Origin of the sequence: Kitasatospora sp. NPDC057965, from assembly GCF_042887135.1 — a bacterium.
Taxonomy (GTDB): domain Bacteria; phylum Actinomycetota; class Actinomycetes; order Streptomycetales; family Streptomycetaceae; genus Kitasatospora.
The window spans coordinates 234,651-248,738 of the sequence record NZ_JBHVPZ010000009.1; the positions used below are offsets into that span (position 1 = coordinate 234,651).

Sequence of the window (14,088 nt, forward strand, 5' to 3'; positions counted from 1 at the left end):
GGATGCGCGTCCGTGACCTGCTCGCCCCCGGCGCCCCGCGCCTGCGCCTGCTCGCGGCCGAGGAGGAGCTGGACCGGCAGGTCAGCGGTGTGATGACGACCGACCTCCACGACCCCGGGCGGTACCTGCACGGCGGCGAGCTGGTCCTCACCGGCATGCTCTGGCGCACCGCCCCGGCGGACTCCGAGCGCTTCGTGCGCACCCTGGCCGCCGGCGGCGCGGTCGCCCTGGCGGCCGGCGAGGCGGAGGTCGGGCCGGTGCCCGAGGACCTCGTCGAGGCCTGCCGCCGGCACCGGATGCCGCTGCTCGCCGTGCCCGACGACATCGCCTTCGGCACCGTCACCGAGTTCGTCGGCCGCCAGGTCTCCGCGGACCGGGCCGCCGACCTGGCCGCCCTGGTCGACCGGCACCGGCTGCTGGTCTCGGCGGCCGGCGGCGGGGGCCTGGACGCCGTGCTCGACCTGCTCGGCGGCGACCTCGACCTCGACTGCTGGGTGCTCGGTCCGACCGGCGCGGTGATCGCCGGCCCCGCCGACCGGCTGCCCGCCGGGGACCGCGACCAGCTGGTGCGCGCCCACCTCACCGCCCGGCGCCAGCACCGCCGCCCCCCGCACCGGGTGCGCCTGGCGGCCGGCACCTACTCGCTGCTGCCCGCGCCCGCCGCCGCACCGGCGCCGTCCACGCCGGCCCCGTCCCCGCTCGCCGACTGGGTGCTCGTGGTCGCCGGCGACGTCACCGAGTGGACCGCCAAGCGCCAGCAGCTCGCCGAGAACCTCGCCCGGCTGGTCGCCGCCGAGCGCCACCGCCGCGACGAGGGCCGCCGGCTGCGCCGCCGTCTCGCCGACGAGCTGCTCGCCCTGCTGCGGCGCGACGCCGAGCCGGCCGAGATCGGCCGCGCCCTGTTCGCGTCCTCGGCGATGACCGCCCGCGACGAGGGCCCCGGCTCCGGGGCGACGGCGGCGGCCGGCGCCTGGCTGGTGCTCAGCGCCGAGGGCACCGGCCTGCCCGAGGGCGCGGTGCGGGCCGTCCTGGAGGAGGCGCTGGACGGTGCCGCCGACCACGCGTTGGTCGCCGGCGCCGGGACCGGCGCGGTGGTGGTGATGCCCGCGCCGCAGGACGGCCCGGTGGCCGCCGAGGCGCTGCGCGAGCTGCTGGCCCCGCTGGAGGCCGGGCTCGGCGCGGAGGGCCGGATCACCCTCGGCGTCTCCGCCCCCGCCCGCGAGGCGGCCGGTCTGCGCGGCGCGCTGGAGGAGGCCCGGCACGCCGGCCGGATCGCCGCCTCCCGGGTCGGCCGGGTCCGGGTGGCCGGGCCGGAGGAGCTGGCCTCGCACGTGCTGCTGCTGGCGGCCGTGCCGGACGAGGTCCGCCGTGCCTTCCGCAGCCGGCTGCTGGACACCGTGATCGCCTACGACCTGGAGCACCAGGGGGACCTCGTCCGCACCCTGGAGGCGTTCCTGCGCTCGGACGGCTCGTGGACCAGGTGCGCCGCCCAGCTGCACGTCCACGTCAACACGCTGCGCTACCGGATCGGCCGCATCGAGGAGTTGACCGGCCGCGACCTGTCCCGTCTGGAGGACCGGGTGGACTTCTACCTGGCACTGGAACTGGCCCAGTAGGCCCGCGGCCGGTGGACGGCCGGGGCGGGAACGACGGCGGCCCCGGAGCGCGAGGACGCTCCGGGGCCGCTTCGGGGCCGCTACGTGTCGAACGCGTCGACCGGGCTACTGGACCGGGATGACGCCGGTCAGCCACTCGAAGACGCCCGGCACCATGTCCTTCCACACGTCGCTGGAGTGCGGGCCGGTGGTCTCGACCACCTGCACGGTGGTGGGCGCCTTGGCGGCGGCGGCGATCGCCTGGCCGTCCTCGTAGCCGTCGCCCTTGTTGCCGGAGACGTACAGCGAGACCTTCGGCGGCTGGGCGGAGCCCTTCAGGATGTTGACCGGGTTGTTGGCCTCGCGCAGCTTGGCGTCCTTGCCGACCAGCGAGTCCTTCTCGGTCGCCGGGTCGTTGTAGCCGGAGAGGCTGACGCCGGCCCGGTAGCGGTTCGGGTGGGCCAGCGAGAGCTTGGCGGCGCAGTGGGCCCCCGCCGAGTAGCCGGCGATGCCCCAGCGGTCGGCGGACGGGTCGGCCCGGAAGTTGTCCAGGATCATCTGCGGCACGTCCCGGGTCAGCCAGGTGTCCGCGTTGACCTTGCCCGGCACGTCGGTGCAGCCCGCGTCGGTGTGGTTGCCCAGCAGCAGGGTGCGCGGGGAGACCAGGATGAACGGCGCCACCTTGCCCTGCTGCATCAGCGGCTTCAGCTGCTCGGAGACCTTGAGCGTGCCGTACCAGGTGGAGGAGGAGCCCGGGTAGCCGGGGATCAGCTCGACCACCGGGAACTTCTTGTCCTTGAACGCCGGGTCGTTGTACTGCGGCGGCAGCCAGACCAGCACCTCGCCGTCGACGCCGGACAGCTGGCCCTTGAGGTCGGTCTTCTGGACGTCGCCCGGCACCTTCGGGTCGTCCACGCCGCGGAAGGACTGCTGGACCTTGTTGGCCGCCGGGTGGGCCGCGTCGCCCGCCGGCGCACCGCCGCCGCCGCCCGCCGGGGCCGCGCCCTGGCCGGCCGCGGCCGGCTCCTGCGGCGGGACGGAGGGCACCGCCCGCACGTGGTTGCCGGTGCCGAGCAGGTCGTCCCAGTTGCCGTAGATGAGGTTGGCGTTGTTGACCATGACGAACACCATGATCACCGCGGTGACCTGGCAGAACACCAGCATGGCGAGCCTGGACAGGACGCGCACCGGCTCGGGGCCCTTGACGCGGCCCCAGAACCACATCGCCACCGCGATGGAGATCGGCACGAGAACGACCGTGCAGATGAAGAATGGCGTACCTGTCAGTTGCATGAAGTTCTCGTATCCGGGTTCGAAGCCGCCCGGGCCCCACTCGCCCGGACCGCCACCTCAATGGCATCAGACGGCCAGAAACGGGGATCGGTTGCCGTCGGAATCTGTGCGGAACCTGAGAGGAACATCACGTTCACGCGAAGCCCCCCTTTTCGGGTCCGCCCTAGTCTGCCATCCTGACGGGCTCCACCCGGACGCCGTACTCAGCGGACTCCCAGGAATCCCCCCGCTGGGCACGATACCGTCCGGACGGATCGGCCCGCCGGGCGAGGCGGTGCGAACGCGCGTCCGCGGGGAAGCGAGACTATGGGGATGAGCACAACGCGCATGAGTCCCGTCCGCCGGCTGAGGCCCGCCGCCGCCGCGCTGGCCGTCCTGGCCCTCACGGTCGCCGTCGCCGGCTGCAGCAGCACCGGAGGCAGACGCGCCGAGGAGGCCCGCGCGAAGGCCGCGGCCGCCGCCGGCGGCGCCGTCACCACCCCCCGCTGGAAGGTCGCGATGGTGACCCACGCGGGCGCCGGCGACGCCTTCTGGGACACCGTGCGCAAGGGCGCCGAGCAGGCCGCCGCCAAGGACAACATCACCTTCCTGTACTCCAACGACGCGCAGACCCAGAACCAGGTCCAGCTCGTCCAGGCCGCCATCGACCAGAAGGTCGACGGCCTGCTGGTCACCCTCGCCAAGGGCGACGCGATGGCCGACGTGCTGGCCAAGGCCAAGGCCGCCGGCATCCCGGTGATCACCATCAACTCCGGCCAGGAGTTCTCCGCGAAGTTCGGCGCGCTCACCCACATCGGCCAGGACGAGGCCACCGCCGGCCGGGCCGCCGGCGGCGCGCTGTCCGAGCGCGGCCGCAAGAACGTGCTCTGCGTGATCCACGAGCAGGGCAACGTCGGCCAGGAGCAGCGCTGCTCCGGCGCGCAGAGCACCGCCGGCGGCGCCTTCCAGGTGCTGTACGTCGACGGCGTCAACATGCCCGACGCCCGCGCGGCGATCTCCGCCAAGCTGCAGGCCGACCCGGCGATCGACACCGTGCTGACCCTCTCCGGCCCGATGGCCGCCACCGGTCTGCAGGCGATCCAGGACGCCCGTCGCCCGGTCGAGCTCGACACCTTCGACCTGGGCACCCAGGTGGTGGCGGGCCTGAAGGCGGGCACCGTCGGCTTCGCCGTCGACCAGCAGCCCTACCTCCAGGGCTACGAGGGCGTCGACCTGATCTGGCTCTACCGCTTCAACCTCAACATGCTCGGCGGCGGCCAGCCGGTGGCCACCGGCCCGCAGATCCTCACCAAGGAGAACGCGGACGCCCTCGCCGAGTACGTCGCGAGGGGGACCAGGTGAGCAGCACCGACGTCCTGGCCGCCGAGCGCCGGGAGCGCCCGGCCGCGCTGCGCCGACTGGCCGGCCGGCCGGAACTGGGCGCGCTGATCGCCGCCGCCGCGGTCTTCCTGGTCTTCTCCGCCGTCGCCGAGCCGTTCCTGCGGGTCTCCTCGCTGGGCACCGTGCTGTACGCGGCCTCCACCATCGGGATCATGGCCGTGCCGGTGGCGCTGCTGATGATCGGCGGCGAGTTCGACCTGTCGGCCGGCGTGCTGGTCACCACCGCCGCGCTGACCTCCTCGATGGTCTCCTACCAGCTCACCGCGGTGACCTGGGTGGGCGTGCTGGTCTCGCTGGCCGTCACGCTGGCGGTCGGCCTGTTCAACGGCTGGATGCTGGCGCGCACCAAGCTGCCCAGCTTCATCGTCACCCTCGGCACCTTCCTGATGCTGACCGGCGCCAACCTCGGCGTCACCAAGCTGGTCTCCGGCACCGTCTCCACCAAGCCGATCTCCGACATGCAGGGCTTCGCCTCCTGCCGCTGGCTGTTCGCCTCCGAGGTCACCGTCGGCGGGCTGACGATCAAGGCGACCGTCTGGTGGTGGCTGGGCCTCCTGCTGGCCGGCAGCTGGGTGCTGCTGCGCACCCGCTTCGGCAACTGGATCTTCGCGGTCGGCGGGGACGCGGCCGCGGCCCGCGCGGTGGGTGTCCCGGTCGCCCGGACGAAGACCGTGCTCTACCTGTTCGTCGGCTTCGGAGCCTGGGTGCTGGGACAGCACCTGCTGTTCTCCTTCGACACCGTGCAGTCCGGCGAGGGCGTCGGCAACGAGCTGATCTACATCGTCGCGGCCGTCATCGGCGGCTGTCTGATCACCGGCGGCTACGGCTCGGTGGTCGGCTCCGCGCTGGGCGCGCTGATCTTCGGCATGGTCAGCAAGGGCATCATCTACGCCCAGTGGAACCCCGACTGGTTCAAGTTCTTCCTGGGTGCGATGCTGCTGCTGGCCGCCCTGCTGAACTCCCTGGTCAAGCGCCGCGCCGAACGGGGGCCCCGATGACCTCGCCCATCGAGCCGACCTCGCCCGTGGAGCCGGCCCCGCCCGCCGCGCCGACCCCGCCCGCCGAGCTGCTCGCGCTCACCGGCGTCGGCAAGACCTACGGCACCGTGCGCGCCCTGGAGGACGTCTCGCTGACCCTGCGGGCCGGTGAGATCAGCTGCGTGCTCGGCGACAACGGCGCCGGCAAGTCCACCCTCATCAAGATCATCGCCGGGCTGCACCGGCACGACGAGGGCACCTTCACGGTGGGCGGCGAGGAGGTCCGCCTGGACTCCCCGCGCCAGGCCCTGGACCGCGGCATCGCCACCGTCTACCAGGACCTCGCCGTGGTGCCGCTGATGCCGGTCTGGCGCAACTTCTTCCTCGGCTCCGAGCAGGGGTACAAGCGCTGGGGCGGGCTGCGGATCGACGCCGACGGCATGCGCGCCACCACCCGCCGGGCGCTCGCCGACATGGGCATCGACCTGCCCGACGTCGACCGCCCGATCGGCACCCTGTCCGGTGGCCAGCGCCAGTGCGTGGCCATCGCCCGCGCCGTGCACTTCGGTGCCAAGGTGCTCGTCCTGGACGAGCCGACCGCCGCGCTCGGCGTCAAGCAGTCCGGGGTGGTGCTCAAGTACGTCACCGCCGCCCGGGACGCGGGCCTCGGCGTGGTGCTGATCACCCACAACCCGCACCACGCGTACCTGGTCGGGGACCACTTCACCCTGCTCAAGCGCGGCCGGATGGCCGGCAGTCACCCCAGGGCGGAGATCGGCCTCGAACAGCTCACCACCGAGATGGCCGGCGGCTCCGACCTTGCCGAGCTCTCCCACGAGCTGTCGCGGGCCGACGTCCCCGGTCCCGGCGGCGCCGATCCGACCGCCGGCCCCGTCGACCCGACCGCCGGCCCGACCACCGATCCCGGCAAGGAGCGTCCGCAGCCGTGACCAGCCCCCACGGCGGCAACCGGCCGCCGGTCCTGCCCACCCTGCTCGGCCTCGGCCCGCGCGCCGAGCGCCGCCGCCGGGCGCTGCCCGCCGGCGTGCTGCGGCTGCCGACCATCGGCGTCGACATCGGCGGCACCAAGGTCGTCGCGGGCGTGGTCGACGGCGAGGGCAAGGTGCTGGAGAAGCTGCGCACCGACACGCCCCACAAGTCCAAGAGCCCCAAGGTGGTCGAGGACGTCATCGTCGAGCTGGTGCTGGAGCTCGCCGACCGGCACGACGTGCACGCCGTCGGCATCGGCGCGGCCGGCTGGGTCGACGCCGAGCGCTCCACCGTGCTCTTCGCCCCGCACCTCAACTGGCGCGGCGAACCGCTGAGGGAGGCGCTCAGTGCCCGGCTGCGGTTCCCGGTGATCGTCGAGAACGACGCCAACGCCGCCGCCTGGGCCGAGTGGCGCTTCGGCGCCGGCCGGGGCGAGGAGCACATGGTGATGCTGACCCTCGGCACCGGCATCGGCGGCGCCGTCGTCCGCGACGGCTACGTGGACCGGGGCAAGTACGGGCTGGCCGGCGAGTTCGGGCACATGCAGGTGGTGCCCGGCGGCCACCGCTGCCCGTGCGGCAACCGCGGCTGCTGGGAGCAGTACTCCTCCGGCAACGCGCTGGTGCGCGACGCCCGCGAGCTGGTCGCCGAGGAGTCCCCGGTGGTCCAGCCGCTGCTGGCCCGGGCCGGGGGCGCCGTCGAGGGCATCACCGGCCCGCTGGTCACCGAGGCCGCCCGGGCCGGCGACCCGACCGCCACCGAGCTGCTCTACGAGGTCGGCACCTGGCTCGGCGTCGGCATCGCCAACCTGGCCGCCGCCCTCGACCCGGGCCGCTTCGTCATCGGCGGCGGCGTCTCCGAGGCCGGCGACCTGCTGCTCGGCCCGGCCCGGGACACCTTCCGCCGCACCCTCACCGGCCGCGGCTTCCGGCCCGAGGCGGCCATCGTGCACGCCGCGCTCGGCAATGAGGCCGGGCTGGTCGGCGCCGCGGACCTGGCCCGCCAGGTCGCCCGGCGCTTTCGCACCATCAAGCGGCGGCGGGTGGAGCGCGCCGTGCCGTAGCGGCGGGGTGGATGACAGCCGGCGAGTGACGGATAACAGCTGACAGATAACAGATGACGTTATCTGTCAGCTGTTATCCGTCAGCTGAAAGTTGTCAGCTGTCAGTTGTCAGCCGGCCGACTTCCAGTGGCTGCGGCCGTCCGAGCTCAGACCGCAGACCATCGGGGTGCCCGCGTTGGTCACGCCGGTCGCGCCGGCGGGGGAGCAGTACGAGCCCGGGTGGACGGTCCCGCCTCCGCTGCTGGAACCGCCGGTGCTCGAACCGCCGGTAGTCGAACCGCCGGTGGTCGAGGTCCCGCCCGTCGAGCCGTCACCGCCGGTGGCCGAGCCGCCGGCCGGGTTGCTGTTGGGTGCCGCCGGGGTGGGCTTGGGTGCCGGCTTCGAGGTGGGGGCCGCCGGGGCCCGGGTCGGGGTCACCGGCGCGGGCGGCTCGACCGCCGACTGCGTGGGCGCCGCCGCCGGGGCCGGCGTCTCGACCGGCGCAGGAGCGGGCGCCGGCGGCTCGGTCGGGACCGGCGTGGGCGTCGGCGTGGGCGGAAAGCATGCGGTGCGAGCACAAGCTATCGCCCGCATGAGTAGCTGATCATTTCTTCACTCGTTCGGGTTTGAAATGACCGGGCTCAAGGGGTCGTTGCAACACCGCTGGTTTGGAGCGAGAGTAGCTGATCGCCGAGAGCCTCCGCAGGAGTTCTCCAGCCGAGTGTTTTCCGCGGCCGAGTATTGAGCGCGCCTGCGACGGCTTCGAGGTCGCGGGCGGTCCAGCGGGCCAGGTCCGTGCCCTTCGGGAAGTACTGCCGCAGCAGCCCGTTCGTGTTCTCGTTCGTGCCCCGCTGCCAGGGGCTGTGCGGGTCGGCAAAGTAGACGGCGATGCCGGTGTCGGCCTTCAACTGGGCGTGCTGGGCAAGCTCCTTACCTCGATCCCAGGTCAGCGATCTGCGCAACTGTTGTGGGATGTTGGCCATTTGGGCTGTGAGGGCCTTGCGCATCGCCTCGGCGCCGTAGCCGGCCAGCGCGGGGCCGTTCTTCACCCTCGGCTCGACGCCGTAGCCTTCCATCCGCGGAAGGTGGACCAGGATCGTGAACCTGGTCGTGCGCTCCACGAGCGTGCCGATGGCGGACCGGTTCGTCCCGATGATCAGATCGCCTTCCCAGTGGCCCGCGACGGCCCGGGTCTCGACCTCGGCGGGACGCTCGCTGATCATCACGTCGGGCGTGACGTGACCGGCCGCCTTCCGGCGGGCGCGCGAGCGCGGAACCCGAAGGGCACGCCCGGTCCGCAGGCACGTAACCAGCTCACGCTCGAGCGCGCCGCGGCCCTGGACGTAGAGGGCCTGGTAGATCGCCTCGTGCGAGATCCGCATGGATTCGTCGTCCGGATAGTCGACCGGCAACCGCTTGGCTATCTGCTCCGGACTCCACGCCGTCGCCCAGCGCCGGTCCTGACGGCGGGGCTTGTTCCGCCCCTTCCACTCCTGGGTCGCCGGACCCGGCGCCGGCCTTCCGTCGGGAGCCTGGATCAAGCCGGCCAACCGGTCCTGCACGTACTCGCGCAGCCGCTCGTCGGCCGCGAGCTTCGCGGTCTTCGGCCGACCTGCCGCCAGCTCGGCCTTCCACTGCGCGATCGAGGCCCGGTAGTCGAGCCTCCCGCACCTCGTGGCTGCGTTGCGCCGTAGCTCCCGAGAGATCGTCGACGGTGAGCGCCCCAGCCTGCGGGCTATCTCCCTCACGCCAGTGTCCTGGGCCCTCAGCAGGGCGATCTCCTCGCGCTCGGCAAACGACAGATACCGACCTGACAACGGACTGAGCTGGATCGAAGGCATCCCGCCACGATCGCGGAACCACCGCGAACCGACCGGCCCGGACACGCCGCACGCCAGCGCGGCATCCTCGCTCGTGAGTCCTTCGGCGATCTTCAACCAGAACGCGCGCTCCACGTCCCGACGCACCGGCGGCCGACCCGGCGATCGCATCGCCGGACGCCCCGTCACCTTCGTCGTCCATCCCGCAGGCCGCCCCACCGACACCTCCACAATCGAGGTGTTGCGACGACCAGTTGAATCCACCATGTGATCGGCTGTTCGACGGCTCCTCCCCGGGAGTTGTCAACTACCCGTTGGTAGTGACGCGGCGCGGTTGTCGGGGCCATGCCTCCTGTGAAACAACGGAGTTGACGTCTACTCAGAGGAGTATCGGATGAGAGCACTGGCCCGCATCGCCCCGCCGCTCCTGCTCACCACCGCCCTGGTGTGGTCCACCGCCGGACCCGCCGGGGCGGCAGCGCCGCCGGCCAAGGTGCCCGAGGCGGTCGGCTGGGGCGGGGCGGTGGCCAGCGTGGACGCCGACGCCACGGCGGCCGGCATCGAGGTGCTGCGCAAGGGTGGCAACGCCGTGGACGCGGCGGTCGCGGTCGCGGCCGCGCTGGGCGTCACCGAGCCGTACTCGGCCGGCATCGGCGGCGGCGGATACTTCGTCTACTACGACCACGCCACCGGCCGGGTGCACACCATCGACGGCCGGGAGACCGCCTCCCGCAAGGCCGACACGTCGCTCTTCCTGGAGAACGGCGCACCGCTGCCGTTCGCCGACGCCGTCACCAGCGGCCTGTCGGTCGGCGTGCCCGGCTCCCCGGCCACCTGGGAGACCGCCGTCGAGCTCTGGGGCCGGCGCAGCTTCGCCGAGGCGCTGAAGCCCGCCCAGCGGATCGCCGAACAGGGCTTCACCGTCGACCAGACCTTCCAGGACCAGACCGCGCTCAACCAGGCCCGGTTCAAGGACTTCCCCGACACCGCCAAGCTCTTCCTGCCCGGTGGTGCGCTGCCCGCCGTCGGCTCCACCTTCCGCAACCCCGACCTCGCCGCCACCTACCGCCAGCTCGGCAAGGAGGGCACCGGGGCGCTCTACCAGGGCGCGATCGGCGAGGACATCGTCCGCACCGTGCAGCACCCGCCGGTCGAGCCCGCCTCCGGCCGGACCGCCCGCCCCGGCCAGGTCGACGCCGCCGACCTGGCCGCGTACCGGGTCCGCCGCCAGCAGCCCACCCACGTCGCCTACCGGGACTACGACCTCTACTCGATCGCCCCCTCCAGCTCCGGCGGCACCACCGTCGGCGAGGCACTCGGCATCCTGGAGGACGGCGAGGTCGCCGACTACGACGCCACGCAGTACTACCACCACTTCCTGGAGGCCTCCCGGCTCTCCTTCGCCGACCGCAACCGCTGGGTCGGCGACCCGGCGTTCAACGACGTGCCGACCGCGGAACTGCTGTCCGCGCGCTACGCGGCCTCCCGCGCCTGCCTGATCAGCCCCGACCGCGCGCTCACCAGCCCGGTCGCCCCCGGCGACCCGCGCAACCCGGCCGGCTGCCCGGACGCCGCCCCGGCGCCCGCCGCCGAGCCCTACGAGGGCCTGAGCACCAGCCACCTCACCGTGGCCGACCGCTGGGGCAACGTCGTCTCCTACACCCTCACCCTGGAGCAGACCGGCGGCAGCGGCATCACCGTCCCCGGCCGCGGCTTCCTGCTCAACAACGAGCTGACCGACTTCAACTTCACCCCGCTGTTCCCCGGGGTGCCCGACCCCAACCTGCCCGGCCCCGGCAAGCGGCCGCGCTCCTCGCTGTCGCCGACCATCGTGCTGCGCGACGGCGAGCCCCTGCTGGCGGCCGGCTCGCCCGGCGGCGCCACCATCATCACCACCACCCTGCAGGTGCTGCTCGGGCGCCTGGACCGGGGTCTGAGTCTGGAGCAGGCGATCGCCGCGCCGCGCGCCAGCCAGCGCAACACCGCCGCCACCCAGGCCGAGCCGGCCTTCCTGGCCCTGCTCGAACGGGCCCGGCTGGAGACGCTCGGCCATGTGTTCACCGCCACGCCGGAGATCGGCGCCGCGACCGGCGTCGAGCGGCTGCCGGACGGGCGCTGGCGGGCCGCCGCCGAACCGGTGCGCCGCGGCGGCGGCTCGGCGGCGGTGGTCCGGCCCGCGCCGTGAGGCCGGGCGGGACTGTCGGTGCCGTTCGGTAGATTCGGGGTGGGCGTCCATCGGGCCGCCGGTCCACCGGGGCAGCCGCCCACGGGCCGGCCGTCCACGCGGGCGTCCACCCCCGTACCGAACCGCCACCGGGAAGGCCGCCCGCCGTGACCGTCCGCATTGCCACCTGGAACATCAACTCCGTCACCGCGCGGCTGCCCAAGCTCCTCGAATGGCTGGAGAGCGCCAAGCCCGACGTGCTCTGCCTCCAGGAGCTCAAGTGCGCCGCCGACGCCTTCCCGTACGAGCCGGTCCGCGAGCTCGGCTACGAGACCGCCGCGCACGGCACCGGCCGGTGGAACGGCGTGGCGATCCTCTCCCGGATCGGCCTCGACGACGTGGTGCGCGACCTGCCCGGGCAGCCCGGCTACCTCGCCGACGACGCCCTGCTGCCCGACGTCGAGCCGCGTGCCGTCGCCGCCACCTGCGGCCCGGTCCGGGTCTGGTCGGTCTACGTGCCCAACGGCCGCGAGGTCGACCACGCCCACTACCGCTACAAGCTGGAGTGGCTGGAGGCGCTGCGCCTCGCCTCGCTGGAGGACGCGGCCGGCGAGCGCCCCTTCGCCGTGCTCGGCGACTTCAACATCGCGCCGAGCGACGAGGACGTCTTCGACATCGCCGCCTTCGAGGGCCTCACCCACGTCACCCCCGCCGAGCGGGCCGCGCTCGCCGCCCTGGACGCGGCCGGGCTGCACGACGTGGTGCCGCGCCCGCTGAAGTACGACCGCCCCTACACCTACTGGGACTACCGGCAGCTGGCCTTCCCGAAGAACCGGGGCATGCGGATCGACCTCACCTACGCCAACAAGCCCTTCGTGGACGCCGTCACCGACAGTTACGTCGACCGCGAGGCGCGCAAGGGCAAGGGCACCTCGGACCACGCCCCGGTCATCGTCGACCTGGACCTCTGACCTGGCCCTCCGGCCTGGTCCGGGTGAGGGCCGGCGGGTGACGGCTCGCGGGTCGTGCGGGGTGCCCGGGTCTCGCTCGAACGGGCCAGAGCGGTGGCCGGGTGTGCAACGGGTGCCTACCGTCGGTGAGTGACCGGGTGCGGTTGATCGATCACGTGGACGTCGGAGTCCCCGGCCGCGCCCGAGAGAATTCCGGAGGTTCCGGTATGCGCCCCACGCGTACGGCCGCCGCCGCCCTGATCGGCGCGACGCTGCTGACCGGCCTGACGGCCCCCCTCGCGTTGGCCAAGGACGGCGCCGCCTCGGTCAGCCCGTCCCAGGCCGCACCGGGCCAGACCGTGACGGTCACGGTCGCCTGTGAGAAGTCCGACAAGCCAAACGCCAAGACGATCACCGCCAACTCCCAGGCCTTCGAGGGCGGCCCGGCCACCCTCACGCTCGGCTCCGACGGCAAGCACACCGGCTCCGCCCGGCTGGCGGACAAGCACGGCGGCGACAGCAAGATCGACGGCACCTGCCCCGACGGCGCCGCGTTCGCCACCAACGTCACGGTGACCACGGTCTCGGTGTCCACCGGCTCCGGTGCGTCCGGTGCGCACGGCGGGTCCGGCGCGGCCGGCGGTTCCGCGCCCTCGGGGATCGGCGGGTGGAGCCAGGCGGCCGGTGAGTGGGCCGGTTCCCTCGGGCAGTCCGGCGCCGGCAGCCAGCAGGTCGCCCCGCACGGCGCGGTGAAGACCGGCCTGGGCGGCTCGATCGCGGCGAACCCGGTGGAGCTGGCGGGCGGCGCGCTGCTGGTCGCGGGCGGGATCGGCGGCTTCTGGCTGCTGCGGCGCCGCGCGGGCGCCGGGTCCGCCTGAAGGGTCCGCGTGAAGGAACGTGCCCGCGGGTGCGGCCCGCGGGCGGGTGCCGCCGGACGGTTCGTCCGGCGGCACCTTCGCGCGGTCAGACGGTCTGCTGGGCCTCCCGCGCCCGACGGTCCTTCCCGTCCTCCAGGCCTTCCCGGGCCTCCCGGGCCTCCCGGTCCTCCCGGTCCTCCTGGGCCTCGGCGGCCCGCAGCGCGCCCGTCGCCAGCAGGTACTGCGCCAGGATGTACGTGGCCATGATCCAGAACTCGTGGCCCGGCAGCTCCCGCCAGTTGGCCAGCTTGGTGGCGATCAGAGTGTCCGAGAGCAGGAACAGCGCCCCGCCCAGCCCGGTCCGCACGCCCAGCCCCGCCGAGGTCACCGCCGTCGACGCCAGCAGCAGGCTGTACCCGGCCACCGGGATCCGCAGGTCCCCGAGGTCCGGCCAGAGCAGCGCCACCATCGACGCCCAGGCCGTCGCGTACGCGGCCGCGACCACCAGCGTCCGGCGCCGGTCGGTCAGCGCGCCCTGGTCGGCGAACATCGTCACGTAGCAGACGTGCGCCGCCGCGAACGAGCCCATTCCGGCCAGGAACGTCGCGTCCTGGCCGAACTGGAGCAGCACGTCCCCGCCCGCGCTCGCCAGCAGCGCCGGCGCCAGCAGCTTCGGCGCCTTCCGGCCGGCCGCGGCGGCACTGGCGACGCTGTGCGCGGCCAGCAACGGCATCAGCGCCGGCTTGGTGGCGTGCCGCAGCGCCGGGGTGTCGGTCAGCAGCGCCCCCAGGTGGACCGCCGAGGTGGCGGCGAAGCCGGCGAGCGCGCCGGAGGCCGAGCGCAGCCGGCCGCCGAGAACGGTGCGGGTGGTCGTACGGATGCTCATACGGCGGTGTCCTCCGGACGGGTGGGGGAGCGGGTGGTGGGGGCGGGTGGCCCGTGCCGGGCACGATAGGGGACGGGACGGGGGTTCGGAAGAGATTGTTACCCGCGCGTAGGACGGGCGGGGCCACCGGGGTG

General features: G+C 73.6%; 12 protein-coding genes. 8 read left to right on the forward strand and 4 right to left on the reverse strand.

Annotated elements, in window-relative coordinates; translation table 11 throughout:
• The first annotated feature begins 2 nt into the window (after positions 1-2).
• Positions 3-1,616: a PucR family transcriptional regulator gene (locus ACFVVU_RS14585; protein ID WP_380679197.1), complete on the forward strand. Its 1,614-nt coding sequence runs from the start codon at positions 3-5 to the stop codon at positions 1,614-1,616.
• Between the two features lie 105 nt (positions 1,617-1,721).
• Here the strand turns inward: ACFVVU_RS14585 and ACFVVU_RS14590 are convergent, their stop codons facing one another.
• Positions 1,722-2,843: an alpha/beta hydrolase gene (locus ACFVVU_RS14590; protein ID WP_380679200.1), complete on the reverse strand. Its 1,122-nt coding sequence runs from the start codon at positions 2,841-2,843 to the stop codon at positions 1,722-1,724.
• Positions 2,844-3,215: 372 nt separating this feature from the next.
• Here ACFVVU_RS14590 and ACFVVU_RS14595 point away from each other — a divergent pair, with 372 nt between their 5' ends.
• Genes ACFVVU_RS14595 through ACFVVU_RS14610 form a run of 4 tightly spaced genes read left to right on the forward strand, consistent with a single transcriptional unit; the run spans position 3,216 to position 7,298 of the window.
• On the forward strand, positions 3,216-4,229 hold the full coding sequence (locus ACFVVU_RS14595) for a substrate-binding domain-containing protein (protein WP_380679236.1): 1,014 nt from the start codon (positions 3,216-3,218) through the stop codon (positions 4,227-4,229).
• Positions 4,226-5,266, forward strand: a complete 1,041-nt coding sequence (locus ACFVVU_RS14600) for an ABC transporter permease (RefSeq protein WP_387790056.1) — start codon at positions 4,226-4,228, stop codon at positions 5,264-5,266. The genes ACFVVU_RS14595 and ACFVVU_RS14600 overlap by 4 nt, the downstream gene beginning before the upstream one ends.
• Positions 5,263-6,195, forward strand: a complete 933-nt coding sequence (locus tag ACFVVU_RS14605; protein WP_387790058.1) for an ATP-binding cassette domain-containing protein — start codon at positions 5,263-5,265, stop codon at positions 6,193-6,195. The genes ACFVVU_RS14600 and ACFVVU_RS14605 overlap by 4 nt, the downstream gene beginning before the upstream one ends.
• The gene (locus ACFVVU_RS14610) at positions 6,192-7,298 is read left to right on the forward strand and encodes an ROK family glucokinase (RefSeq protein WP_387790060.1); all 1,107 of its coding nucleotides are present in this window, start codon (positions 6,192-6,194) and stop codon (positions 7,296-7,298) included. The genes ACFVVU_RS14605 and ACFVVU_RS14610 overlap by 4 nt, the downstream gene beginning before the upstream one ends.
• Positions 7,299-7,406: 108 nt before the next feature.
• Here ACFVVU_RS14610 and ACFVVU_RS14615 read toward each other — a convergent pair whose 3' ends face one another.
• A complete protein-coding gene (locus tag ACFVVU_RS14615; RefSeq protein WP_387790061.1) occupies positions 7,407-7,715 on the reverse strand; it encodes a hypothetical protein in 309 nt (102 codons plus the stop codon).
• 203 nt (positions 7,716-7,918) lie between these two features.
• Positions 7,919-9,268 carry an IS30 family transposase gene (locus ACFVVU_RS14620; RefSeq protein WP_387790115.1) on the reverse strand — a complete coding sequence of 450 codons (1,350 nt, stop codon included), beginning with the start codon at positions 9,266-9,268 and terminating at the stop codon, positions 7,919-7,921.
• A gap of 223 nt (positions 9,269-9,491) precedes the next feature.
• Between ACFVVU_RS14620 and ggt the strand changes: the two genes are divergently transcribed.
• The 3 genes from ggt (at position 9,492) to ACFVVU_RS14635 (ending at position 13,089) form a co-directional block, all read left to right on the forward strand.
• Positions 9,492-11,282: a gamma-glutamyltransferase gene (gene ggt / locus ACFVVU_RS14625; RefSeq protein ID WP_387790063.1), complete on the forward strand. Its 1,791-nt coding sequence runs from the start codon at positions 9,492-9,494 to the stop codon at positions 11,280-11,282.
• A 146-nt stretch (positions 11,283-11,428) separates the two neighbouring features.
• On the forward strand, positions 11,429-12,232 hold the full coding sequence (locus tag ACFVVU_RS14630; protein ID WP_387790064.1) for an exodeoxyribonuclease III: 804 nt from the start codon (positions 11,429-11,431) through the stop codon (positions 12,230-12,232).
• A 206-nt stretch (positions 12,233-12,438) separates the two neighbouring features.
• A complete protein-coding gene (locus ACFVVU_RS14635; protein WP_380679221.1) occupies positions 12,439-13,089 on the forward strand; it encodes a hypothetical protein in 651 nt (216 codons plus the stop codon).
• An 85-nt stretch (positions 13,090-13,174) separates the two neighbouring features.
• On the opposite strand, the gene ACFVVU_RS14640 is transcribed toward ACFVVU_RS14635, so the two are convergent.
• Positions 13,175-13,954, reverse strand: a complete 780-nt coding sequence (locus tag ACFVVU_RS14640; protein ID WP_387790066.1) for a lysoplasmalogenase — start codon at positions 13,952-13,954, stop codon at positions 13,175-13,177.
• Positions 13,955-14,088: the final 134 nt, after the last annotated feature.

Bases quoted from the DNA above. Each gene is read 5' to 3' on its own strand.
- ACFVVU_RS14585 (WP_380679197.1), top strand. From the start codon at position 3: ATGCGCGTCCGTGACCTGCTCGCCCCCGGCGCCCCGCGCCTGCGCCTG.
- ACFVVU_RS14595 (WP_380679236.1), top strand. From the start codon at position 3,216: ATGAGTCCCGTCCGCCGGCTGAGGCCCGCCGCCGCCGCGCTGGCCGTC.
- ACFVVU_RS14605 (WP_387790058.1), top strand. From the start codon at position 5,263: ATGACCTCGCCCATCGAGCCGACCTCGCCCGTGGAGCCGGCCCCGCCC.
- ACFVVU_RS14620 (WP_387790115.1), bottom strand. From the start codon at position 9,268: ATGCGATCGCCGGGTCGGCCGCCGGTGCGTCGGGACGTGGAGCGCGCG.
- ggt (WP_387790063.1), top strand. From the start codon at position 9,492: ATGAGAGCACTGGCCCGCATCGCCCCGCCGCTCCTGCTCACCACCGCC.
- ACFVVU_RS14635 (WP_380679221.1), top strand. From the start codon at position 12,439: ATGCGCCCCACGCGTACGGCCGCCGCCGCCCTGATCGGCGCGACGCTG.
- ACFVVU_RS14640 (WP_387790066.1), bottom strand. From the start codon at position 13,954: ATGAGCATCCGTACGACCACCCGCACCGTTCTCGGCGGCCGGCTGCGC.